The following is a 24,107-nucleotide window of genomic DNA, read 5'->3' as shown; positions in this document are numbered from 1 at the left end:
CCAGGGATGGTCCTTCGCGGCGTGCCCCTGAAACTTCGCTTCAACGAGGGAATTTTTCGCATAAGCGAAAAACCGGATGTCCGGGGCAAGACCTTTGCCTTCTTTGGGGCGTTTGCCAAAGAAGGTCGCCCGAGGGGGCGAAACACGGAATTCGCGCGTGCGCCGAAGCGGCGCTGGAACGCCTGAATCAAAGCAGCCAAACAGCGCCTGCAAGGCGCTTTTCACACAAACAGAAAGGGCGCCCCGAAGGCGCCCTTTTCTATTCAGCGTGGCTCAAGCTCGATCACGCAGATATCCGCCCTACCCTTCACCGTCAGCCGCCACTCGCGCAGCGCGCCGTCGCCTTCGGCGATCAGCGTGTCATGCAGCCCCAGCACCCCACGGGCGTCACCGTCCCATCCCACATGGATGCCCTCGCCCGCGCTGAACAGCAGCACCGTCGATGCGCTGCTGAATAAGTGCGCCGCACCCTCCAGCGCCAGCCATTGCAGCCGCGCCCGGTAGCGAGCGGGCGAATAGATCAGGTTGAAGTCGCGGATCGCGCCGCCCAGCAAGGTGCACTCCACCGCACTGGCGCCATCGAAGGCGAAAGCGTCGAGTGCGCGCAGGTCACGGGAATCGGTGCCATCCACGTTCAGGCGCATGCCCTCGCCTTCCAGCACACTGATCACGCGCTGGTAGCCGGTGAACGCGGAGAACGGCCCCGGTGCGCCGACATCGGCGATGGACACTCGCCAGCCGAAGCCTTCCAGGCCGTCGCCGGCGTCGCGGACGATCTCGCGGGTGGTGCCCGCGCCGTTCTTCCAGGGCATCGCCGGGTAGTCGGCGGCGCGCAGCAGCGTTACATCGGTCATGAACTGAAACGTCCTTCCAGGCGGTAGCGCGAGCCCGGATACAGCAGGCGCGCGCTGGTGACGGTGTTGCGCCCCGACCAGGTGCGCCGGCGAATCAGCAGGCACGGCTCGTGACGGTCGACGGACAGCAGCTTGCATTCCTCGGGGGTGGGCAGCACCGCCTCGACGACGTGTTCGCCCTCGCTCAAGGGAGCGACCTGGGTGAGGTAGGCGAACGGCGTCTGCCCGGTGAAATCCTGCTTCAGGTAATCCGGCGCCACGGCAGCATTGACGTAGCGGTCTTCGATCTGCACCGGGATATCGTTCTCGTAGTGCACGATCACCGAGTGGAAGATGCGCTGGCCTTCGCGCACGTCCAGCGCCAGGGCGCGTTCGGCACTGGCCAGTTCCTCCAGCAGGCTGATCACCACCAGATGATGCTTGTGCCCGCGGGCGGTGATTTCCTCGGCGATGTTCTGCACCTGGAACAGCGCCGACTGGCCCTTGGGCTCGGCGACGAAGGTGCCCACGCCCTGCATGCGCACCAGCAGGCCGTCGGCGGTCAGCTCGCGCAGGGCGCGGTTGATGGTCATGCGGCTGACGCCCAGTTCGTCCACCAGCTCCGCTTCGGACGGCACGCGATGGTGCGGCGGCCAGGTGCCGGACTGGATCTGCTGGACGATCAGCTGCTTGACGCGGGCGTACAGCGGCGCGGGAATTTCCCCCATCTGCGCGGCGAGCGACGAACCCTCGGCGGGCTGGGTTGGCGTGGGCGATGCGGGCACGGGAAACTCCTTGTCGTGACGACGGTGCGAAGCGACCAATCTGACTCCGGCATGTACCGGAATCGACCGGTGCATACAAGTCCTCTGACGACCGTCGGGTGCCTTGCAGTTTACGGCCTCTGCAAACGTCTGTATATGTATATACAAATTCCAAGAAACCCGCGAGGCCTCTGCGCATGTCCGTCCTGTTCGCCGAATCCGCCCTGCTGCCCTCCGGCTGGGCACGCAATGTCCGCTTCGAGATCGACGCCGACGGCCTGTTCACCGCGATCACCCCGGACGCCAGCGCGGAGGGCGCCGAGCGGGTCGCCGGGCCGCTGCTGGCGGGCATGCCGAACCTCCACTCGCACGCCTTCCAGCGCGCCATGGCGGGGCTGGCGGAAGTCGCCGGCAACCCCAACGACAGCTTCTGGACCTGGCGCGACCTGATGTATCGCCTGGTCGGGCGTCTGTCGCCCGAGCAGGTCGGCGTCATCGCCCGCCAGCTGTACATCGAGATGCTCAAGGCCGGTTACACCGGCGTCGCGGAATTCCACTACGTCCACCACGACGTCGACGGCAAGCCCTACGCCAACCCCGCAGAGCTGGCCCTGCGCGTGAGCCAGGCGGCCTCGAAGGCCGGCATCGGCCTGACCCTGCTGCCGGTGCTCTACTCCCACGCCGGCTTCGGCGGCCAGGCACCCAGCGACGGCCAGCGCCGCTTCATCAACAGCACCGGCAACTACCTGAAACTGATCGACGGCCTGCGCCAGCACCTGGCGACCCAGCCGCAGCAGAGCCTCGGCCTGTGCTTCCACTCCCTGCGCGCCGTGACGCCGCAGCAGATCGCCGAAGTGCTGGCCGCCGATAGCAGCGGCTGCCCGGTGCACATCCACATCGCCGAACAGCAGAAGGAGGTGGACGACTGCCTGGCCTGGAGTGGCCGCCGCCCGCTGCAATGGCTGTACGAGAACGTCGCGGTGGACGAGCGCTGGTGCCTGGTCCACGCCACCCATGCCGAGCCCGATGAAGTCACCGCCATGGCCCGCAGCGGCGCGGTGGCCGGCCTCTGCCTGACCACCGAGGCGAACCTGGGCGACGGCATCTTCCCGGCCGTGGACTACCTCGCCCAGCACGGCCGCTTCGGCATCGGCTCCGACAGCCACGTGTCGCTCAGCGTGGTCGAGGAACTGCGCTGGCTGGAGTACGGCCAGCGCCTGCGCGACCAGCGCCGCAACCGCCTATACGGCCAGGACCAGCCGATGGTCGGCCGCACCCTGTTCGACGCTGCACTGAGCGGCGGCGCCCAGGCCCTTGGCCAACCCACTGGGGAGCTGGCGGTGGGCAAGCGCGCCGACCTGCTGGTGCTCGATGGCGGCGACCCGTACCTGCAGACCGCCCGCGGCGACGCCATCCTCAACCGCTGGCTGTTCGCCGGCGGCGATCGCCAGGTGCGCGATGTGATGGTGGCCGGGCGCTGGCGCGTGCGCGGCGGCCGGCATGCGCTGGAAGAACAGAGCGCCCGAGAGTTCGCTGGCGTTCTCCACGAATTACTGGGCTGACCCGAACGCCTTTGTAGGATGGCGTGGAGCGCAGCGATACCCATCGATAGCCCAGCGCCGACAGCATGGGTATCGCTGCGCTCCACCCATCCTACGTCTGGCCTCTCCCTGTAGGAGCGAGCTTGCTCGCGAACCTGCACGACACGGAGCTATGCGGTTCGCGAGCAAGCTCGCTCCTACGAAAAGCACTCGAAACATGCCCCGATGAAAAAAACGCCCCTCGGGGCGTTTTTTCGTCAGGGCGCGGTCGTCGTCTCTCCCGCCCGCCAGATCAGGTCGTCGGTCTGGTAGCCGCGTTCGTGGGCCAGCTCGAGCAATTTCAGGCGGGTGGCATCGGGCACCACGGGCTGGCGCGAGAGCAGCCAGAGGTATTCGCGGTTGGGGTTGCCCACCAGCGCGGTCTGGTAGTCATCGTCGACGTAGAGCACCCAGTAGTCGCCCTTGGCCAGGCCCGGGAAGATCCGCGAGAAGGTGTTGTCGAAGCGCACCCAGAGCTTGTCCGTGCGGCCCGGCACCTGCGCTTCGGCGCGGCCGGTAGCCTGGTCCCATTCGCCGTCTTTGGTCAGGCAGCGGTTGGTCACCGCGATGCTGCTGTCTTCCTGCAGGCGGTAGCGGGCTTCGGATTGCGCGCACTGGCGCTGGAAGAACATCGGCTTGCGCGCCAGCTCGTACCAGGTCCCCTCGTACCGCTTGAGGTCGACCTGCACGGTCTGCGGCGGTTGCTGGGCAGCCCCCGCGCAACCGCCAAGAACCCCGAGGCAAGCCAGCCAGCTCATGGATCGAGAGATGGATCGAGGGATGTATCGACGCATTCGCTTCTCCTTGGCCGCCGGCTTCGCCCCGGATGCTTACTTCAGGCCCTGGGCGGAGAACAGCAGCACTTTGTCGCCAGCGTACTGGATGCTGATGAAGGCCTTCTCGTCACCCCAGGTGCAGCTGGAAACGCCCAGTGCGCCGGAGCATTCGGCGGGTTTGCCGAGCAGGCTTTCGACCTCGGCCTTGCTCATGCCGGTTTTGATCTTGGAATAGTTCTCCTGGTTCACTTTGCTGCAAGCGGCCAGGACGACACAGAACGCGACGAGCGCGAGGCGGCGGAAGGACATCGACGACTCCATGGTTTTGGGGGACAGGCCAACAAGCTTGGCACAGGGCGGCCGGTTCGGCCGCCGGGTTGGAGTCAGAAACGTGAGCCAGGTTCCGTGAGGAACGTCGCTTCTTCGGCGGTGGATTCGCGGCCGAGGATGGCGTTGCGATGGGGGAAGCGGCCAAAGCGCTCGACCACCACCTGGTGCTTGCGCGCGTAGGCGAGGTAGCCGGCGAACAGCACCTTCTCGCTCTCGCTGGCTTCGGCCTGCAACTGCTCGAACAGGCGCACCGCCTCGTTCTGGCTGGCCAGGTCCTCGGCGTGCTCCAGCACGAGGTAGACGAACACCCGCTCGATGCGCGGCAGCTGGCGGTCGAAACCGGCCTCCAGGCCCTGGCGCACCAGTTGCTGGGCGCGGGCGTCACCGGCATAAGCGCGCGGGCAGTCGCGGAAGACCATGCGCGGCAGCTGGTCCAGCAGCAGGATCAGCGCCAGCCAGCTCTGCGGCTCGCGCTCCCACGCCTGCAAACCACCGTCCAGGGCCTGGCGCACCAGGCCGCCGAAACGGTTCTCCGAGTCCACGTCCTGGCAGGCGCTCTTGCCGAACCACAGCGCATTGCGCTGGGTGGCGACCTCGTTGGCATCCAGTGCGCTACCGAACCACCAGTCGAGCAGGCTCTGCCAGGGCGCGGTGCTCATCAGCCTTCCTGGTGGTAGGCGGTGGCGCGTTCGACTTCTTCCTTCGAGCCCAGGAACACCGCGACGCGCTGGTGCAGGTTTTCCGGCTTGATGTCGAGGATGCGCTGGTGGCCGTTGGTGGCGGCGCCGCCGGCCTGCTCGATGATGAAGGACATCGGGTTGGCTTCGTACATCAGGCGCAGCTTGCCGGGCTTCTCCGGCTCGCGGGAATCGCGCGGGTACATGAACACGCCACCGCGGGTCAGGATGCGGTGCACGTCGGCCACCATGGAGGCGATCCAGCGCATGTTGTAGTTCTTGCCCAGCGGGCCTTCCTTGCCGGCCAGCAGTTCGCTGACGTAACGCTTCACCGGGGCTTCCCAGTGGCGCTCGTTGGACATGTTGATGGCGAATTCGGCGGTGCTGGTCGGAACGGTGATGTTCTCGTGGGTCAGCACGAAGCTGCCCAGCTCGCGGTCCAGGGTGAAGCCCTTCACGCCGTTGCCCAGGGTCAGGATCAGCATGGTCTGCGGGCCGTAGATGGCGTAGCCGGCGGCGACCTGGGTGGTGCCCGGCTGGAGGAAGGCTTCCTCGCGCAGGCTGTCGTTCTGGCTCAGGTACTCGGTGGGGCAGCGCAGCACGGAGAAGATGGTGCCGACCGAGACGTTGACGTCGATGTTGGAGGAGCCGTCCAGCGGGTCGAAGACCAGCAGGTAGGCACCCTTGGGGTACTTGCCGGGGATCTGGTAGGGATGGTCCATCTCCTCGGAGGCCATGCCGGCCAGGTTGCCGGCCCACTCGTTGGCTTCCAGGAGGATCTCGTTGGAGATCACGTCCAGCTTCTTCTGCACTTCGCCCTGCACGTTCTCGGTGCCCATGCTGCCCAGTACGCCGCCGAGGGCGCCCTTGGAGACGGCGTGGCTGATTTCCTTGCAGGCACGCGCTACCACCTCGACGAGGAAGCGCAGGTCGGCCGGGGTGTTGTGACTGCGGGTCTGCTCGATCAGGTAGCGGCTCAGGGTAACGCGGGACATGGAAGGCTCCAGGGGAGAAGAAGGTAGAAAAAATCAGGGCGCATTCTAGCGTGGAAACGTCCGCGACGCCTCCTGCACGGTGGCCTCGCCGAATGCTTGGAGCCCGCCGGGCACGGGCAGTTCCCCGACGCTCATCGGCGCCGCGACCTTCAGCCGCGTGACGACGCGCGCGGCAGCCCGGATGACGTTCGCCCAGGGGAGCAAGGCGGGTTTGGCGAAGCGATGGCGATTGGTGGTGGAATTGCGGGCATCGAGGCGAGAGCCGCCCTCACCCCAGCCCTCTCCCGAGGGGAGAGGGAGCCGTCCTGCGATTGCACCATTGCAGTGCCCCCTTCCGCATCGGCTGGGTACGCCCTTGCCCACCACGCCGATCAACACCCTCTCCCCCTGGGAGAGGGCCGGGGTGAGGGTCGCGCCTGGCGCTCACCTCACCCCGCATCGATCAGAAGTCCAGGCTCAACGCCAGGTTCACGCCCTGGGCCAGGTCGTCGCTGCTGCGGTGCGCGCTGTAGCCGCCGCGCAGCGACAGCTCCGGAGTCAGCTTCTGGGCGAAGCCGATGGTGGCGCGCTGCAGGTGGCTCTGCGGGGTATAGCCCTGTAGGCTGAAGCCGATGTCCGGCAGGCTGGTGAAGTTCATCCCGACATTCTGCGTGTCGTCGGCGTATTCGCGCTCCACGGCGACCTCGCCGAACAGCTGGGTTTCCTGCGACAGGTCCAGCTTGCCCTGCAGGCCGACGCCGAGGCGACGGGAATAGCGGTTCTGCTCTTCGAAGGCCAGCGCGGTGGAGCGGCCGCTGCCCTCGTCGTAGCCATCCACTTTCACCCGCGCCCAGTCGGCGCTGACGAAGGGCGACAGGTGCCAGTTCTCGCCACCCTGGGCAATGTCGTAGCCCAGGCGACCGCTGAAGGCCAGCAGGTTGCCGTCGGTGTCGGCCTTTTCCTCGACCTCGTGATTGATGATGGTGAACTTGCGGTTGGCGTCCTCGAAGTCGAGCTTGCCCCCGGTCACCGACGCGTCAGCCCACCAGCGGTTCTGCTGGAACTGCACGAACAGGCTGCCCAGGTAGCTGTTCAGCCTGTAGTCGGAGTCGTCCGAGCCCAGCTCCAGCTTCTGCCGGTAGAAGCCCAGCGAGCCGCCGACACGCCAGGCGTCGTCGAGGCGGTAGCTGGTGCCCAGGGTCAGGTTGGCGCCGTAGCCGGAATCATCGGCAGCGCTGTCCTGGTCGTCGTAGTCCAGGTGCTGGGCGCCGCCGGTGACGAAGCCGCGCCACTGGCCGGCGGCCTGCCAGTTTTCCCAGTCTGCCAGCCATTGGCTGCGCAACTGGTCCTGGTAGGCGTTGTAACTGCCCAGGGCCATCTCCGGCAGCATCGTGGCTTCCCAGGGTGCGGCGAGCACCGAGTAGGCGTAGTCGGCGATCAGGGTCTGGCCGGCGATGGTCGGGTGCACGCCGTCGTTGAAGATCAGCTTGGTCGGGTCGGGGTTGCTCCCGTGGCGGCCGTACACGGCGTTCTCGGGGCAGCTGTTGCCGCTGAAGCAGGTGCCGATCAGGTTCTGGTCGGTGGCCAGGCCATAGGCGCCCGGGTTGGCCAGCACTTCCTTGAACATCGCCGGGATGTTCAGCGGGATGACGTTGGCGTTGGACGCCGCCAGCTGGCTGACCAGTTCCTGGTTGAAGATGCCCGACAGCTGGGTGCCGAAGGATTGCAGCGCGGTGCCGTTGGTGGCCGGCGTCTGGCCCAGGTCGGGCAGCAGCCAGACCATGATGTAGCGCGCACCGGCATTGTGCAGGGCGTCCACGCTGTCCACCAGGCGGCCGGCCGCGGCGCGGGCCGTGGGGTCGTTGGTGATGCGCAGCTGGAGGAAGTCGTTGCCGCCGCCGGTGAGGTAGTAGAGCGCGTTCGGATCGGCGCGGTTGTTCACCAGGTAGCCGTCACGGGTGCGGCTACTGGAGCCGGCGGTGACGACCGAACCGCCCGGGGCGGTGATCGAATCGTAGATCTGGTCGGTACGGTAGCCGCCGACCGCCCAGTTGTTGCCGTCCACGGTGCCGGGGACCAGCGAGGTCGAGGGGTTGAGGTCGGTGCCACCGATCCCCAGCTTGCCGCCCAGGATCATCGGCGCGGTGGGGCCGAAGATCTCGCCGCTGCCGTCCAGGTAGGTCGGGCCGACGCGGTTGGTGAAACGGGTGCTGGCGCCAGCCGGGCCGCCGGCATCGGCGAACTGGCCGGAATCGCTCAGGCTGTCGCCGAAGACGACCAGGGTGGAATACGGCGAAGGGGCTGCAAGGGCCTGTGTGGCAATGGCCATCGCGCACGCAGCCGCCAGCGGGGTGAGCGCCTTTCTGATCATTCTGCTACTCCATGCGTTGTTGTTATTGGGGCAATCAGAAACCACAAGACAGTATCAGAATTTCTACAGGCGACACCCCTATCGTGCGGCGATCCGCGGCGATCAGCCCGTTTGACGACAACTCCGCAACAGGCTCAGCGCCATCAGCGCGAGCAGGCCGACGCCGGCCAGCAGCAACGCCCACAGACCGTAGCGTTTCCACTGTGTATCGGCTGTCGCGACAGTCGCGGGCACCGCTGCCGCCGGCGCCTGCAACGTGCCCTTGAGCCGCGCCTCGCCCATGCTCGCCAGGCGCTTGGGCTCGTACCCGGGCACCAGGGTGGTCAGCGGCAGGCTGCCGTCATTGATCGAATCGCTGCCCACGGCCAGTTCGTAGGGCGCGCCGCCGCGGGCGAGAAACACCAACTCGCTGGCGCGCACGCCGACGCTCAGGTGCGCGGTGGAACCGCCCAGACCGCCGCCGCGCGAGTCCACCTGCAGACGCAGTTGCCCCAGGCTGATGCCCGGCAGCTCCAGCTCTTCCTGGGTGATTTCCCCGCCCTGCCCCGGCAGGCGATACAGCACGCCGCGCGCCAGGGGCGTCCATTGCACATTGCCGTCGTGGCGGCCGGAGATCACCACCGGCGCCAAGGTGTTGTCCTGCTGCAGGGGAATCCGCACGCGCTCCACCGGCAGCGCCAGGGGCAGGCTCCAGCTGAATTCACCCTTGCTGTCGGCCTTGGCCGCCAGCGGCTCGGACCAGAGCATCGGCACCGGCCCGGTACTGCTGCGGCTGCCGCTGAGGATGGCGCCGACCAGTTGCGCCGCCTGCTCCGGCGATTCCCACCACAGGCGCAGGTAGCGCGCCGTCTGGCCGGGTAGCGGGATGTCGTTCTGCTCGATGCGCTGGCCATTGAAGTCCAGCCGCGCCAGCTGGCCTTCGCCCAGCGAGCGCCAGTGCTCCAGGTCGTCGCTGGCCTCGATGCGCAGGCGCTGGAAGCCGTCGCCCTCCGCCGTCCAGTCCAGTTGCAGGCGGTCCAGCGGCAGGTCGCCGGAACCGGTTTCCAGCAGCCAGCCGCGCAGCACCTGGGTCTTGTCCTGCGCGGGTGCGTTCGGGGTGATCTCCAGGATGGTGCCGGTGGTGCTGCGAACGATCTTCAGGTTGTCGCCCGCGGCGCTGCCGGTCGCGCCGCGCAGCGGGAAGATGCGCGCCTGCACCTCGCTGCGCACCTGTTTCTCGCTGGCCGCGCTGGTGCGCAGGCTGTAGGGCAGCGCCTCGCCTTCGGCGTTGAAGATGCGCAGGTCGCGCAGGTCGCCATGGCGCGCGGCGAACAGGACCTCGATGGGCAGTTGCACGCGGTACCAAGGGCCGTTGCCGGACACCTCCAGCGGCACCCGGTGGGCGAAGTCCGCAGGCGCCGGCGCGGCACCGGCGGCGTTGCCCAACAGGCTCGCCGCGGCGAGCAGGACGACGGATGTCAGCTTCATGCGCTGGGTTGCTCCTGTTGCAGGTGCTCTTGCGGCGCGGGCCGGCGTGGCGGCAGCGGCGCGAAGTAGCCGACGATCAGCATGAGGACGCCGACGCCGATGAAGGAAATGATGCGTTCCAGGCTGCCGCTGCTGGCGCGGTCGACGAAGAACAGCTTGGCCACGACCACGGCGATCAGTACCGCGCCGACCACCCAGAAGTCGCGGCGACCGCGCAGGTGCCCGACGATCATCAGGCCCAGGGCGATCAGCGCCCAGACGATGGACAGCCCGGCCTGCACCAGCATCGACTGGCCCAGCGCGTCGAACTCGAACGGCACGCCGCCCCAGTGGTGCGCGGTGCGGCACACGGCCATGGTCAGCAGGGCGAACAGCGAGGCGCCCAGCACAGCCTGCACCGGCAGGCGCAGGGTGGACTCGGCCACGCCCAGCTGCGGCAGGCCCAGGCGCGTCCACTGGAAGATGGCCGCCAGCACGATGAGCATGCCCAGCTCCAGGGGGTTCAACAGCGGCAGGTAAGGCAGCGGGTCGGCCGCGCCGTTGCTGAACAGGTTGACCAGCCAGAACCAGCCCAGCAGCGCCGCCGCGACGGGTGCGGCGGCGATGGCGCGGTACTCGCGCTCGAAGGCCGCCACCGGCCACGGCAGGCGCGCGACGCCGCCCATGAGGATCAGGAACAGGCTCGGTACCAGCGCCCAGCCAAGCCAGCGCCACGCGTTGTAGTGCTCGGCCAGGGCGAAGAACAAGTAGCGCAATTCCAGCGCCAGCACGCCGAGGATCAGCCAGCAGCCCAGCACGTGGGCTGCCTGCGCGGCTCGCGGTGGCAGCCACTCGGCGAGGCGACGCAGGGTGAAGAAGTGCACCGCGAATACCGCCAGCCAGCCGAGCCAGCCCAGCTCCGCCAGCGGGTGGTACTGCAGGTTCCAGGCGCTGGCCAGCGCCACCAGCGACACCGGCACCAGTGCCAGGCACAGCAGCGCCAGCGCGCGCCATTGCTCGCGGCGCGCCAGCAGCGACCAGAGGCCGACGCTGAGCGCCGCCACCAGCAGCGCCACGTGCTCGCGCTTCTCAGCGGGCACGAAGCGGGCGATCTCCCACAGGGCGGTCAGCGCCCACCAGCCGGCGCCCCACGCCAGCAGCAGGTGCGACAGTTGCGCCAGCCCCAGCCCACCCAGCGCCAGGTTGCGCTCGCGCTCACTGGCCCGGTGCAGGCGCCAGGCACCGATCATCGCCGCCAGGGCCAGCACCGCCGGCGTCCAGAAGCCCATGTGTGCCAGCGGTTTCAGGCCTTCGCTGGGCAAATCGCCGAACAGCGCCGCGCCGCCGAAGAGGAAGGCACCCGCACCGACCACCTGCAGCAGCAGGCCGAAAACGAAGGCCGCGCGCTGCTGCAACTGCAGGCTCAGCCAGAGGATCAGCAGGCCGCTGCCGGCCCATACCGCAGCGGCGGTCTGCCAGGGCAGCACGAAGAGCACGGCGAGGTTGATGAAGGCCAGGCCCAGCAGCAGGACGACGCTCAGGCCGAGCATCAGCCGGCGGTCGTCGCGCACCATGGCATCGCGCGCGGCGATCAGCATGGCGGCGATCAGCGCCAGGCCGATCAGCGAGGCGGTCACCAGCCCGCGCCAGCCGGAACCCAGGACGCCGCTGCCCTCGTCCGCGCCGTGCAGATGCAGGAGGAACACCGCCCCGCCCAGCAACTGCACCGCAAAGGCGCACGCCAGGAAGGTGCGCGAACGCAGGCGCAGCGCGGCGAACAGCGTAGCCAGGCCAGCCAAGGCCCAGGCCATGGCGGTGCCGTCCGCGCCCAGCAACAGGGGCGCGATGAGGTAGAGGATGGCCAGGCCAAAAGCTGCCAGCACCGGGCGGGCATTCGGCTCCCAGCTGCGCAGGGTTTGCGCGTCGGCAGTGCGCAGGTTCCAGAAACTGAACAGCAGCGCGACGCCGAGCATCAGCGCGCCCAGCGGTGCCCCGTCGAGCAGCGTCAGCGACTGCGGGTTGGCGCGCAGTTCGCCGAGGAAGGCCAGCGCCGCGCCGATTTGCAGCAGCAGGGCGAAGATCCGCGCCAGCGGCCGCTGTTGACGCAAGCCGAGCCAGAAGATGCCGGCGCCCTCCACCGCCCAGGCGGCGGAGGTCCAGCGCGCATCCAGGCCCAGGGGAATGGCCAGGGTGCCGAACACCACGCCCAGCGCCAGGCAGGTTTCCACCAGCAGCAGCGCGCGGCCGGCGGTACGCCCGGCCAGCAGGCGGGCAAGAAGCATGTAGAACAGGCCCAGCGCCAGGGCGCTGAACGCCGCGCCGAACGCCAGGTGCTGGATGATCGCGTATTGCAGGCCGAAGCCCACCAGCGGCGTGCCGAACAGCACGGTGCCGTCGACATAGTCGGTCTGCCGCGCCGACCAACGCAGCAGCGCCTCGCGGGAATCGTCCTCCGGCGCACCGGCGGCTTCGCGCAGCCGACGGCGAGCGAACAGCAGGCCGATGGCGACGTAGGTCAGGAAGAACAGGATCAGGAACGGCTCGGTGGTGGCGAACAGCTCCGGCTGGTAGGAGCGCAGCCCCCAGGCCAGGCCGATGCCGAAGGTACCGAAGAAGCCGATCAGGTTGAGCATGCGCCAGGCCTTGAACCAGGCGATGGCGAAGATGCCGGCGTTGAGCAGGGCGAAGTAGCTGAACAGCGCGACATGGCTGCCGCCGCCGGTGGACGCCAGGATCGGCGCGGCGAAACCGCCCAGGGCGGCGGCCGCGGCAAGGCCCACGGCGTCCTGCAGGATGGCGAGCATCGCCGAGAACAGGGTGACCGCCACCAGCAGCACGAAGCCGGCTTTCGGGTCGATCAGCACCTCGCCGTGGTTCATCGCCGGGTACAGCTTGATGCTGGCGAACACCGTCAGGTAGAGCACCGCGACACCGGTTCCCTGGAGGATTAGCGCATAGGCCGGACGCCGGTGGCGCAGCCACCAGCCGAGCCCGAGCAGCGCCAGCGCGACGGCGGCGGTACCGATGTACGGCCCCTGCGGCGGCAGGGTCATGCCCTCGGTGGCGTAGCGCAGCAGGAAGGCCAGGCCGAGGAACAGCAGCACCACGCCGACGCGCAGCACGGTATTGCCGCCCAGCAGCCAGTCACGGGCGGCGCCGAAGGCGCGGTCGAACAGGGACGGAGCGGGCGGAGACGGCGGCGGCGCGGCAGGCGCCGGTTGCGGTTGGGCCTCGGGGGCTTCGGTGCGGGCCTGGGCGACGGGCGTTTCCAGCGGTTCCAGCACCAGGTCCGACCACTCGATGGGCGCTTGTGCCCGTGCGGCAGCCGCCGGGGCCGGTGCCGGCTCGTCGGCGGGCAGTTCGATGTTCCAGTCCAGGTCACTGGCGGCCGGCTCGCTGACCGGCGCCTCGGCTTCCGGCTCGGATTCGGCAGCAGCGCTCGGCATCGGCGGCGCGGCGGCGTCGCTGCCCGCCGGCGGCGTCTGCGCGCTGGCGCTGCGCTCCACCTGCAGCAGCCGCTCGTACAGGGCCTGGGTGCCCTGGTCGAAGCGCGCGCCGAAGGCCTTCAACTCGCCGCGAAGGCTGGCGTTCTCCCGCTTCAGGCTGTGCAGGGCGAACGTCTGCCCCAGCGCGAGCCCCGCTACCGCGCCCAACACCGCCCCGGTGATCGACTCGCCCGCAGCGGCGCCGATGACCAGGCCGACCAGCATGAAAATCCATTGCATGCTTTCGAATCCTTGAGGTTCTGTGCGAATCCATCCCGATCCGGACGGCAACGTCCGGCAGCTGAGTATATCGGCCCGAGTCCCTGGCCTGCGCTCACGATCTCACAGCTTCGAAGATTCAGACGTCTTCACAACGCCCCGCGGACACGGGGAGCGGGTTTCTTTTCGCAGGGCACGCCATGCGCCCTGCCCGGCCCCGATGGCTTTTGGCAGGAGCGAGCTTGCTCGCGAACCTCCCCACTCCGGCGTAGGCGGCGAAGCGTTCGCGAGCAAGCTCGCTCCTACAGGGCCGCACCGCGGAACCCGGCGGATACGGGCCTTTCGGCAGGCGAAAAAAAGCCGGGCAGATGCCCGGCTTTTTGTGCGGCTGATCGAATCAGACCTTGGCGCGTTCGTAGCGCTTGCGGTCGTTTTCGTTGAGCAGCTTCTTGCGCAGACGGATCGACTTCGGCGTCACTTCCACCAGCTCGTCATCGGCGATGAATTCCAGCGCCTGCTCCAGGGTGAAGCGGATCGGCGGAACCAGGGCGATGACTTCGTCCTTGCCCGAAGCGCGCATGTTGTCGAGCTTCTTGCCCTTGGTGGGGTTGATCACCAGGTCGTTGTCGCGGCTGTTGATGCCGGCCAGCTGGCCTTCGTAGATTTCGTCGCCTGGGCCGAGGAACAGCTTGCCGCGGCTTTGCAGGGTTTCCAGCGAGTAGGTCAGCGCGGTGCCGGTGGCCATGGAGACCAGTACGCCGTTCTGGCGGTTGGACACTTCGCCGGCCTTGATCGGGCCGTAGTGGCTGAAGGTCGAGGTCAGGATGCCGGTGCCCGAGGTCAGGGTCAGGAAGTTGTTACGGAAGCCGATCAGGCCACGCGCCGGGATGGTGTATTCCAGGCGCACGCGGCCCTTGCCGTCGGGAATCATGTTGGTCAGATCGCCCTTGCGCAGGCCCATCTGCTCCATCACCGAGCCCTGGTGCTGCTCTTCGATGTCGATGGTGACGTTCTCGTAAGGCTCCTGCTTCTCGCCTTCGGCGGTCTCGATGATCACCACTTCCGGACGGCCCACGGCCAGCTCGAAGCCTTCACGACGCATGGTTTCGATCAGTACCGAGAGGTGCAGTTCGCCACGGCCGGAGACCTTGAACTTCTCCGGGGAGTCGCCTTGCTCGACGCGCAGGGCCACGTTGTGCAGCAGTTCCTTGTCCAGACGGTCCTTGATGTTGCGGCTGGTGACGAACTTGCCTTCCTTGCCGGCGAACGGCGAGTCGTTGACCTGGAAGGTCATGCTCACGGTCGGCTGGTCAACGGTCAGCGGCGGGCGCGCTTCGACGTGCTGCGGGTCGCACAGGGTGTCGGAGATGAACAGCTCGTCCATGCCGGACACGCAGACGATGTCGCCGGCTTCGGCTTCAGCGACTTCGATGCGCTGCAGGCCCGAGTGGCCCATGATCTTCAGGATACGGCCGTTGCGCTTGGTGCCGTCGTCGCTGATGGCCACGACCGGGGTGTTGGTCTTGATCTTGCCGCGGGCGATACGGCCGATGCCGATCACGCCGAGGAAGCTGTTGTAGTCCAGCTGGGAAATCTGCATCTGGAACGGACCGTCCACGTCGACTTTCGGCGCCGGAACGTGGTCGATGATCGCCTGGAACAGCGCGTCCATGTTGTCGTCCATCTTCTCGTGGTCCATGCCGGCGATGCCGTTCAGGGCACTGGCGTAGACGATCGGGAAGTCCAGCTGCTCGTCGGTGGCGCCGAGGTTGTCGAACAGGTCGAAGATCTGGTCGATGACCCAGTCAGGACGCGCGCCCGGACGGTCGATCTTGTTCACCACGACGATCGGACGCAGGCCGGCCTTGAACGCCTTCTGGGTCACGAAGCGGGTCTGCGGCATGGGGCCGTCCTGGGCGTCGACCACCAGCAGTACGGAGTCCACCATCGACATCACGCGCTCTACCTCGCCGCCGAAGTCGGCGTGGCCGGGGGTGTCAACGATGTTGATGCTGTAGTCATTCCATTTCAGGGCGGTGTTCTTCGCCAGGATGGTGATGCCACGCTCTTTTTCCTGGTCGTTGGAGTCCATCACGCGCTCGTTTTCCGCTTCTTTGCGGTCGAGGGTGCCGGACAGGCGCAGGAGCTTGTCTACGAGGGTGGTCTTGCCATGGTCGACGTGGGCGATGATGGCGATGTTGCGCAGTTTTTCGATCACAGTGTCAGTCTCGATAGTGAATCTTCGGCTGCCGTTTCGGCAGCGGGGGCCGGGCCGTGGCGCGGCGGTGCAAAAGGTCAGGGCGTGAGCCTACGCACCGAATGTGTCGGGAGGTCGGTGGCGGATGCTGCCGCCGAACAGTCCGGGCTGGCGGCGTTGGTCCGCGCCTTTATTGCGGACGGTAAACACGCACATTGGTGTGCCCTTCGTTGACCAGGTGGTGGGCGTGCAGGCGACTCATGACGCCCTTGTCGCAATACAGGAGGTACTGGCGGTTGGGGTCCAGTTCCTTGAACTTGCTATTGATCGCGTAGAACGGCATCGGCAGCACTTCGATGCCGTCGATGGCCAGCGGTTCATCTTCCTGGGCGTCGGGGTGACGGATGTCCACCACGATCTGCCCGGGCAGCACCTCGTCGACCATTTCCACCGGCAGGTCCTTGCCCAGTTCGTCGATCACGCGGTCGACGGTCATCTGGGTGGAGCGCTCCAGGGCGCGGTCGAGCACGGCCATGTCGAACTTGGATTCTTCGTGGTCGACACGGTACGGCTTGGCCTGGGTGGTCGGGTTCACCGAGATCACGCCGCAGTACTCGGGCATGTGCTTGGCGAACTCGGCGGTGCCGATCTTCGTCGCGGTGTCGATGATGTCCTGCTTGTGGCTGACGATCAGCGGGCGCAGCACCAGGGTGTCGGTCACCCGGTCGATCACCGAGAGGTTCGGCAGGGTCTGGCTGGACACCTGGGAGATCGCCTCGCCGGTGACCAGGGCATTGAGCTCCAGGCGCTCGGCCACGCGGCTGGCCGCCCGCAGCATCATGCGCTTCAGGGTGACGCCCATGTAGCTGTCGTCGACCTTGGTGAGAATCTCGCCGACCACTTCCTCGAAGGGCACGCTGACGAACAGCACGCGCTGGGAACGACCGAACTTCTCCCACAGGTAATGCGCGACTTCCATCACGCCCAGCTCGTGGGCACGGCCGCCGAGGTTGAAGAACACGAAGTGGCTGATCATGCCGCGGCGCATCATCTGGTAGGCCGCCACGGTGGAGTCGAAGCCACCGGACATCAGCACCAGCACCTGCTCCAGCGCGCCCAACGGGTAACCGCCCAGGCCATCGTGCTGGGCATGGATCACGTAGAGGCGGTCGTGGCGGATTTCCACGCGCACTTCCACTTCCGGGTTCTTCAGCGAAACGCCCGCCGCGCCGCAGTGCTGACGCAGGCCACCGCCGACGTAGCGCTCCACATCTATAGAGGTGAACGGGTGCTTGCCGGCGCGCTTGCAGCGCATGGAGAAGATCTTGCCCGGCAGCTTGTCGCCGAAGTGCTGCTTGCACTTCTCGAGGATGTCGTCGAAATCGCCCAGCGGGTATTCGTGCACGTCCAGGAAGTGGCCGATGCCCGGCGTGCAGGTCAGGCGCTCGATCATCTCGCGCAGGACCTTGGCGTCGGTGACCTGGGTCTCGACCTCGAGGTTGTCCCACTCGCCTTCGACCAGCAGTTCGGGGTCGAGGTCGCGGAGCACCGTGCGAATGTTCTTCGCCAGCTGGCGGATGAAGCGCTTGCGCACCGGCCGGCTCTTGATGGTGATTTCCTGGAAGACCTTGACGATGAGTTTCATGCGAACCGGGCGATTGCCATGGGACTGAAAAAAAGGGGCGGAATTATATCCGAAATTGCTCAAGACTTGAGCAGAAATCGGAGACTTTCTTTTGAGTGCACCAAAATGGACTTATGCACCATGAGGGAGCACCAAAGCAGTGCACTATTGTGGCGCGAAATCCCGTCCCCCTCGCCGTAACCCGTGATTTCAGGGCCCCTGCCCATTTACGGGCACTGGCACGCAACTTGCTCTCTTGTGAGGCAGGTTGCCCTGGCGGAGTATTCCGGCCGGCATCACCCGATACTGGGGCATAGAAAAGCTCCCAGCTCTAATCCCTCCTGGAGGACAGCATGTCGTACAAGTCGCAACAACTGATCAAAGATCATGACGTGAAGTGGGTTGACCTGCGCTTCACCGATACCAAAGGCAAGCAGCAGCACGTCACCATGCCCGCCCGCGACGCCCTGGACGATGAATTCTTCGAAGCCGGCAAGATGTTCGACGGTTCCTCCATCGCCGGTTGGAAAGGCATCGAAGCCTCCGACATGATCCTGCTCCCGGACGACAGCACCGCCGTGCTGGACCCGTTCACCGAAGAGCCGACCCTGATCATCGTCTGCGACATCATCGAGCCGAGCACCATGCAAGGCTACGAGCGCGACCCGCGCAACATCGCCAAGCGCGCCGAGGAATACCTGAAGTCCACCGGTATCGGTGACACCGTATTCGTTGGCCCGGAGCCGGAGTTCTTCATCTTCGACGAAGTGAAGTTCAAGTCCGACATCTCCGGCTCGATGTTCAAGATCTTCTCCGAGCAGGCTTCCTGGAACACCGACGCCGACATCGAGACCGGCAACAAAGGTCACCGTCCGGGCGTCAAGGGCGGCTACTTCCCGGTACCGCCGGTCGACCACGACCACGAAATCCGTACCGCCATGTGTAACGCCCTGGAAGAAATGGGCCTGACCGTGGAAGTGCACCACCACGAAGTGGCCACCGCCGGCCAGAACGAGATCGGTGTGAAGTTCAACACCCTCGTTGCCAAGGCTGACGAAGTGCAGACCCTGAAGTACTGCATCCACAACGTGGCTGACGCCTACGGCAAGACCGTGACCTTCATGCCGAAGCCGCTGTACGGCGACAACGGCTCGGGCATGCACGTGCACATGTCCATCTCCAAGGATGGCAAGAACACCTTCGCTGGCGAAGGCTATGCCGGCCTGTCCGACACCGCCCTGTACTTCATCGGCGGCATCATCAAGCACGGCAAGGCCCTGAACGGCTTCACCAACCCGGCCACCAACTCCTACAAGCGTCTGGTTCCGGGCTTCGAAGCCCCGGTCATGCTGGCCTACTCGGCTCGCAACCGCTCCGCCTCGATCCGTATCCCGTACGTTTCCAGCCCGAAAGCCCGCCGTATCGAAGCGCGCTTCCCGGACCCGGCTGCCAACCCCTACCTGTGCTTCGCCGCACTGCTGATGGCGGGCCTGGACGGCATCCAGAACAAGATTCACCCCGGCGATGCCGCCGACAAGAACCTGTACGACCTGCCGCCGGAAGAGGCGAAGGAAATCCCGCAGGTGTGCGGCAGCCTGAAAGAGGCGCTGGAAGAACTCGACAAGGGCCGTGCGTTCCTGACCAAGGGCGGCGTGTTCACCGACGAGTTCATCGATGCCTACATCGAGCTGAAGTCGGAAGAAGAAATCAAGGTGCGCACCTTCGTGCACCCGCTGGAATACGACCTGTACTACAGCGTCTGATCCACGAATACCTATAAATAGCGACACCATTAAGGCCTCCTTCGGGAGGCCTTTTTTATGGGCTCAGGAAAGCGGACGCGCCTTGTATGCGCGCGCCATGCGCGCGGTCGCGGGCGTGGCCCGCTCCTACAGGTCCGGGCTTAATCCCTGCAGGAGCGAGCTTGCTCGCGAACGGATTTCCCGGCAACGCCGGTGCCGGGCGGTTCGCGAGCAAGCTCGCTCCTACGAAGAGCCGCAGGATCAGATGCCGCCGTCCGCCGGCGTGCCGTGTTCCTCGTCGTCCTCGCGGCGCGGCTTGCGCATGCGCGAGAGCTGCACGTTCAGGCGCGGCATGGAGAGTTCCAACCCCGCCTTGTCGAGCTTCTGCCGCAGGCGCAGGTTGAAGGCGCGCTGCACCTCCCACTGGCGGATCGGCGCGGTCTTGAAGCGGAAGCGCAGGATCGCCTGACCGGCGTCGAAGCTCTCGATGCCCTGGATTTCCAGCGGCGACCAGATGGCGCGGTTGATGGTGCGGTCGCCGCGCAACTCGCCGGAGACCTCCTTGACCAGCGCCAGCGCATCGTCGATGGGCATGGTCGCCGGCACCGGCCAGCGGAACATGGCGTAGCCGAACTGCCGCGAGTAGTTCTTGATGCTCTTGATCTCGCTGAACGGGATGGTGTGCACCACGCCGTCCAGATCGCGCAGGCGCACGGTGCGGATGGTCAGGCCCTCCACCGTGCCGAGGTGCCCGCCGACGTCCACGTAGTCGTCGATGGACAGCGAGTCCTCGATGATGATGAACAGGCCGGTGATCAGGTCCGCCACCAGCGACTGCGCACCGAAGCCGATGGCCAGGCCGATGACGCCGGCACCGGCGAGCAGCGGCGTGACGTTCATGCCCATGTTGGCCAGGGCGACGATCAGCGCGATCACCGCGATGGCCACGAACAGCACGTTGCGGATCAGCGGCAGCATGGTCAGGGCGCGGGCGTTGGCGCTCTTCTTGCCGCCCAGGCCGAGGCTGTGCTGCACCGCGGTGTCGGTGAGAATCCACACCAGCCAGGCGACCAGCAGCGTGGTGCCGAAGCTGAACAGCTTGAGGCTGATCTGCGAACCATCACCCTCGGCGAAGCGGATCAGCGACATGCCCCACACGCGCAGGCCGATCTCCAGGAAGAACAACAGGCTGGCGAGGTGCAACAGCGTGTAGCCGAAGTTCTGCAACTGCTCGATGTACGGCGCGTGCCGGCGCGCGCCGCGCCGTGTCGAGCGCAGGTGGGCGCGGCGGATCAGCCCGTTGACGGTCATCGCCACCACCGCCACGGCGGCGCAGACCAGGGCGCGCCGCAGGGCATAGCTGCTGTCGCCGGCGGTAACGATGGTGGCGAACAGCGAGATGCCCACCAGCACCAGCACGGGCAGGAACCAGATCGAGCCGATCAGCTCCACCAGGTCGCTCAGGCCACGGCGCTTCAGGCGACGCTCCAGCGGCTGGTTGCGGATCAGATGGGCGATGGGCCGGCGGAATTGCAGGACGAACAAGGCGGTGAGCAGCGCCGCGCAGATGTTCGCCAGCGAGCCGACGAACAGCGAGATGTTCATGCCCAGGCTCTCGATCACCCGCGGGTCATGCATCACCTCGCCCAGCGCGGCGAGGCTGCCGATCAGCCACAACGGGCGGAAGGCGCGGCGCCGCAGGATGTCCAGCGCGCGCATGCGGTGCGGGCCGCTGAGCAGCGACAGGGATATCACGCACAGCGCCGAGAACAGCGTGCCGCACACCAGGGTGTAGGCGATCACCATGGCCACCAGCTTGCCGAGCGAACTGGGCAGCACCACGGACAGGTAGACGGTGATCAGGAAGGCCACCAGCCAGGGGCCCAGCTTGCGCAGGGCGAACAGCAGCAGGTCGCGGGTCTTGGGGTGCTGGGGCAGCTCGCTCTCCAGGCCGAAGCGCTGGCGCATGCGCCCGGCGAGCCAGCGCAGGCCCAGGGCGACGCAGGCCCAGATGAGGATCACCAGGGCGAAATCGAGGATCATCCCCGGCCACTCGGCCAGCGACGGCGTGCGCGCGTCCAGCTCGTAGCCGGCGCCCTGGAACAGTTCGGACCAGCGCACCACAGGGCTGTTGGCGCCCTCGAACTGCCGCTCCAGGCTGCCCAGGGTGTCGCCGATCAACCCGAGCACGCCGCCCTGGTCCTCGGAACTCTTCTGCGTGGCGTCGCGCAGTTGCTTGAGCTTCTTCAGCAGGTCGGCGCGCTGCTGGTCATTCTCCAGGGTCTTGATCACCTGGTTCAGCGACTGCTCCAGCTGGGCGTCGCTGACCTTCGCCTCGCCACTGCCCGTCACCCCGGCCAGCGGCCCGGGAAGCGCCGCCTGCGCCGGTCCGGCGACGCACCAGCCCAGACCCAGGCAGCACAGCAACAGCCACTGACGAAGCAGGTAACGAATTGGAATCACAGACATACCCCACAACCATGGACAATGACGCTCGCCGCATCATACAGACGCCGGCGCCAGGCTCGGACCCGTCCCGCGCAGGAAAGGTCCCCCGGCGAGCAGCAGCGCACAACGCGCGGCGCCCTCCTGAAAGACAATAGGCAACTTGCCAGCCGCCGCCGGCGGTGCAAGGCTTGGCACGACCATCCGGAGATTCTTCATGCGCCTGATCCTTACCGCCCTGCTGCTCGCCGCCGCATTGCCAGCCAGCGCGCAGATCTACAAGTACACCGACGCCGACGGCAAGACGGTGTTCACCAACCAGCCCCCCACCGACGTCGACGCCAAGCCGGTGGAACTGCCGCCGACCAACACCGTCGGCCCGCAGGCGCCGGTCGTTGCGCCGAGCGAAAGCGACACGGGCAGCCAGGCCAGCAACACCTACGCCATTCTCGCCCTGAGCAACCTGCCCGATGACGAGGCGCTGCGGCAGAACAACGGCACCTTCACGGTCAACGTGGTAGTGCAGCCGGCCCTGTCGCCGGCCCATCAACTGCAACTGGTCCTCGACGGCCAGCCCTACGGCGCACCGACCAGCAGCACCAGCATCGGCCTGGACAACCTCGACCGCGGCGACCACACCCTGGCGGTCCAGGTACTGCAAGGCAGCCGCGTGATTCAGGCCAGCGCGCCGGTGAGCTTCACCCTGCAGCGCATCAGCACCCACAGCCCGCAACGACCGAAAGTCCAACCCCGGATGGGCGGCTGACGATGCGCCTGCTGCTGACCCTCCTGTTGTCGACCCTGCTGTCGGCGCTGAGCTGCCTGCCGGCCAGCGCCGAGGTGTACACCTACATCGACAAGGAAGGTAATCGCGTCTTCACCGACCAGCCACCGCGCGGCAACGCGCAGAAACTGCAACTGGCGCCGACCAACGCCCAGCCGGGCGCCCCCAATGGCGTGCGCATGCCGCCGCCGCTCTATGCCCCGGCCACCCCGGCGCTGCCGCCCGGCCCGCCGGCGTACCAGCTGCTGCGCATCATCGTGCCGGAGCCCGACGCCACCGTGCGGGCTAACGACGGTGCGCTGATCGTCTCCGCCACCAGCGACCCGGCCCTGCTCCCCGGCCACCTCTACCGCCTGCTGCTGGACGGCAAGCCGGTCGGCGAGCCCGGCCGCAGCCCGGTATTCCCGCTGTACAACATCGACCGCGGCACCCATCAGTTGTCGGTGGAGATCGTCGATACCCTCGGGCGCACCATCGAACAGACGCCCAACCAGCCCTTCCACATGTTCCGCGTCTCGGTCGCCGAAGCGACCACCCTCGACGCCACGCCGGACTTCAACGCCGCCAGTCGTTGAGTCCGGCGCACCGGTCAGCACAAATGCACCATAACGGTGCATATGCCTGCACCACTTTCTATACTCTCCCCATTTCAGGTCACGCTCGAGGGCCGATCCGGCCGTCCGCGCACCGCCAATCAGCGCGGTGCCGCTAAATACGCGTCTTTTCAGGGCCTGGTTTGCTTTTTGCATTTTCCCGCACAGTCTTGGGACATCTCCTACACCATGCCTACAGAAACCCAGCTCCGCCTGTTGCTCGACAACCTCACCACGGCGGTGATCCTGCTCAATGCCGAGCTGCGCCTGGAGTACATGAACCCGGCGGCGGAAATGCTGCTGGCGGTCAGCGGCCAGCGCAGCCACGGGCAGTTCATCAGCGAGCTGTTCACCGAATCGCCCGAGGCGCTGCAGTCGCTGCGCCAGGCGGTGGAAGAGGCGCACCCGTTCACCAAGCGCGAGGCGACCCTGACCTCGCTGACCGGCCAGACCATCACCGTGGACTACGCGGTGACGCCGATCCTCGACCGCCGCAACACCCTGCTGCTGTTGGAAGTGCACCCGCGCGACCGACTGCTGCGGATCACCAAGGAAGAGGCCCAGCTGTCCAAGCAGGAGACCACCAAGCTGCTGGTGCGCGGCCTGGCCCACGAGATCAAGAACCCGCTGGGCGGCATTCGCGGCGCGGCACAGCTGCTGTCCCGCGAGCTGCCGGACGAATCGCTCAAGGACTACACCAACGTCATCATCGAAGAAGCCGACCGCCTGAGGAACCTGGTGGACCGCATGCTCGGCTCGAACAAGCTGCCGCAGCTCTCGGTGACCAACGTCCACGAAGTGCTGGAGCGCGTCTGCAGCCTGGTGGAAGCCGAAACCCAGGGCAGCATCCCGCTGGTGCGCGACTACGACCCGAGCATCCCCGACCTGCTGATCGACCGCGAGCAGATGATCCAGGCGGTGCTCAACATCGTGCGCAACGCCATGCAGGCGATTGCCGCGCAGAACGAACTCAAGCTGGGGCGCATCACCCTGCGCACCCGCACCCTGCGCCAGTTCACCATCGGCCACACGCGCCACCGCCTGGTGTGCAAGGTCGAGATCATCGACAACGGCCCCGGCATCCCGGCTGAACTGCAGGACACCATCTTCTATCCCATGGTCAGCGGCCGCGCCGACGGCACCGGCCTGGGTCTTGCGATTACCCAGAACATCATCAGCCAGCACCAGGGCTTGATCGAATGCGAGAGCCATCCCGGCCACACCGTGTTCAGTCTGTTCCTGCCCCTGGAACAAGGAGTCCATTGAC

17 protein-coding genes are annotated in these 24,107 nt (G+C 66.7%); 5 read left to right on the top strand and 12 right to left on the bottom strand.

Translation table 11 applies throughout. The features are described from left to right. Positions 1 to 263: 263 nt before the first annotated feature. Complete coding sequence (locus ACNFIA_RS11350; RefSeq protein ID WP_416784875.1) at positions 264 to 854, bottom strand: HutD family protein; 591 nt, start codon at positions 852 to 854, stop codon at positions 264 to 266. Further along, positions 851 to 1,561 (bottom strand): histidine utilization repressor, encoded by a 711-nt coding sequence (gene hutC / locus ACNFIA_RS11345; RefSeq protein ID WP_259759485.1) that lies wholly within the window; start codon positions 1,559 to 1,561, stop codon positions 851 to 853. The genes ACNFIA_RS11350 and hutC overlap by 4 nt, the downstream gene beginning before the upstream one ends. Positions 1,562 to 1,794: 233 nt before the next feature. On the opposite strand from hutC, the gene ACNFIA_RS11340 reads away from it, so the two are divergent. Then, entirely contained in the window at positions 1,795 to 3,159 is a 1,365-nt protein-coding gene (locus tag ACNFIA_RS11340; protein ID WP_416784873.1) for a formimidoylglutamate deiminase, read from the top strand. 236 nt (positions 3,160 to 3,395) lie between these two features. Here the strand turns inward: ACNFIA_RS11340 and ACNFIA_RS11335 are convergent, their stop codons facing one another. The 9 genes from ACNFIA_RS11335 to thiI all read right to left on the bottom strand — a co-directional run bounded on the left by ACNFIA_RS11335 (position 3,396) and on the right by thiI (position 17,297). Continuing rightward, positions 3,396 to 3,935 carry a lipocalin family protein gene (locus ACNFIA_RS11335; protein WP_416785428.1) on the bottom strand — a complete coding sequence of 180 codons (540 nt, stop codon included), beginning with the start codon at positions 3,933 to 3,935 and terminating at the stop codon, positions 3,396 to 3,398. A gap of 72 nt (positions 3,936 to 4,007) precedes the next feature. Beyond that, positions 4,008 to 4,262 (bottom strand): outer membrane protein assembly factor BamE domain-containing protein, encoded by a 255-nt coding sequence (bamE, locus tag ACNFIA_RS11330; protein WP_024766664.1) that lies wholly within the window; start codon positions 4,260 to 4,262, stop codon positions 4,008 to 4,010. A 74-nt stretch (positions 4,263 to 4,336) separates the two neighbouring features. Beyond that, positions 4,337 to 4,942, bottom strand: coding sequence for a DUF924 family protein (locus ACNFIA_RS11325; RefSeq protein ID WP_416784871.1), 606 nt, complete (start codon positions 4,940 to 4,942; stop codon positions 4,337 to 4,339). Further along, positions 4,942 to 5,955 carry a class 1 fructose-bisphosphatase gene (locus tag ACNFIA_RS11320; protein ID WP_259757841.1) on the bottom strand — a complete coding sequence of 338 codons (1,014 nt, stop codon included), beginning with the start codon at positions 5,953 to 5,955 and terminating at the stop codon, positions 4,942 to 4,944. Before ACNFIA_RS11320 ends, ACNFIA_RS11325 begins: the two co-directional genes overlap by 1 nt. 442 nt (positions 5,956 to 6,397) lie before the next feature. Beyond that, positions 6,398 to 8,305, bottom strand: a complete 1,908-nt coding sequence (gene estP / locus ACNFIA_RS11315) for an esterase EstP (protein ID WP_416784869.1) — start codon at positions 8,303 to 8,305, stop codon at positions 6,398 to 6,400. Between the two features lie 102 nt (positions 8,306 to 8,407). Continuing rightward, positions 8,408 to 9,772, bottom strand: a complete 1,365-nt coding sequence (locus ACNFIA_RS11310) for a DUF3999 domain-containing protein (RefSeq protein WP_416784867.1) — start codon at positions 9,770 to 9,772, stop codon at positions 8,408 to 8,410. Next, positions 9,769 to 13,476 carry a DUF2339 domain-containing protein gene (locus ACNFIA_RS11305; RefSeq protein WP_416784865.1) on the bottom strand — a complete coding sequence of 1,236 codons (3,708 nt, stop codon included), beginning with the start codon at positions 13,474 to 13,476 and terminating at the stop codon, positions 9,769 to 9,771. Before ACNFIA_RS11305 ends, ACNFIA_RS11310 begins: the two co-directional genes overlap by 4 nt. A gap of 376 nt (positions 13,477 to 13,852) precedes the next feature. Further along, positions 13,853 to 15,673, bottom strand: coding sequence for a translational GTPase TypA (typA, locus tag ACNFIA_RS11300; protein WP_416784863.1), 1,821 nt, complete (start codon positions 15,671 to 15,673; stop codon positions 13,853 to 13,855). Between the two features lie 169 nt (positions 15,674 to 15,842). Then, the gene (gene thiI, locus ACNFIA_RS11295; RefSeq protein ID WP_416784861.1) at positions 15,843 to 17,297 is read right to left on the bottom strand and encodes a tRNA uracil 4-sulfurtransferase ThiI; all 1,455 of its coding nucleotides are present in this window, start codon (positions 17,295 to 17,297) and stop codon (positions 15,843 to 15,845) included. A gap of 332 nt (positions 17,298 to 17,629) precedes the next feature. Between thiI and glnA the strand changes: the two genes are divergently transcribed. Further along, entirely contained in the window at positions 17,630 to 19,039 is a 1,410-nt protein-coding gene (gene glnA / locus ACNFIA_RS11290; protein WP_259757849.1) for a glutamate--ammonia ligase, read from the top strand. Between the two features lie 240 nt (positions 19,040 to 19,279). Here the strand turns inward: glnA and ACNFIA_RS11285 are convergent, their stop codons facing one another. Then, entirely contained in the window at positions 19,280 to 21,487 is a 2,208-nt protein-coding gene (locus tag ACNFIA_RS11285) for a mechanosensitive ion channel family protein (RefSeq protein WP_416784859.1), read from the bottom strand. 193 nt (positions 21,488 to 21,680) lie between these two features. On the opposite strand from ACNFIA_RS11285, the gene ACNFIA_RS11280 reads away from it, so the two are divergent. From ACNFIA_RS11280 to glnL, 3 genes are all read left to right on the top strand, one after another. After that, positions 21,681 to 22,229, top strand: coding sequence for a DUF4124 domain-containing protein (locus ACNFIA_RS11280; protein ID WP_416784857.1), 549 nt, complete (start codon positions 21,681 to 21,683; stop codon positions 22,227 to 22,229). A gap of 11 nt (positions 22,230 to 22,240) precedes the next feature. Further along, positions 22,241 to 22,822 (top strand): DUF4124 domain-containing protein, encoded by a 582-nt coding sequence (locus tag ACNFIA_RS11275; RefSeq protein ID WP_416785425.1) that lies wholly within the window; start codon positions 22,241 to 22,243, stop codon positions 22,820 to 22,822. Between the two features lie 207 nt (positions 22,823 to 23,029). Then, on the top strand, positions 23,030 to 24,106 hold the full coding sequence (glnL, locus tag ACNFIA_RS11270; protein ID WP_259757856.1) for a nitrogen regulation protein NR(II): 1,077 nt from the start codon (positions 23,030 to 23,032) through the stop codon (positions 24,104 to 24,106). Position 24,107 lies beyond the last annotated feature (1 nt).

The organism is Pseudomonas sp. NY15437 (assembly GCF_048068435.1).
Lineage (GTDB): Bacteria > Pseudomonadota > Gammaproteobacteria > Pseudomonadales > Pseudomonadaceae > Pseudomonas > Pseudomonas nitroreducens_B.
This window is presented reverse-complemented; position numbering and strand designations above follow the sequence as displayed.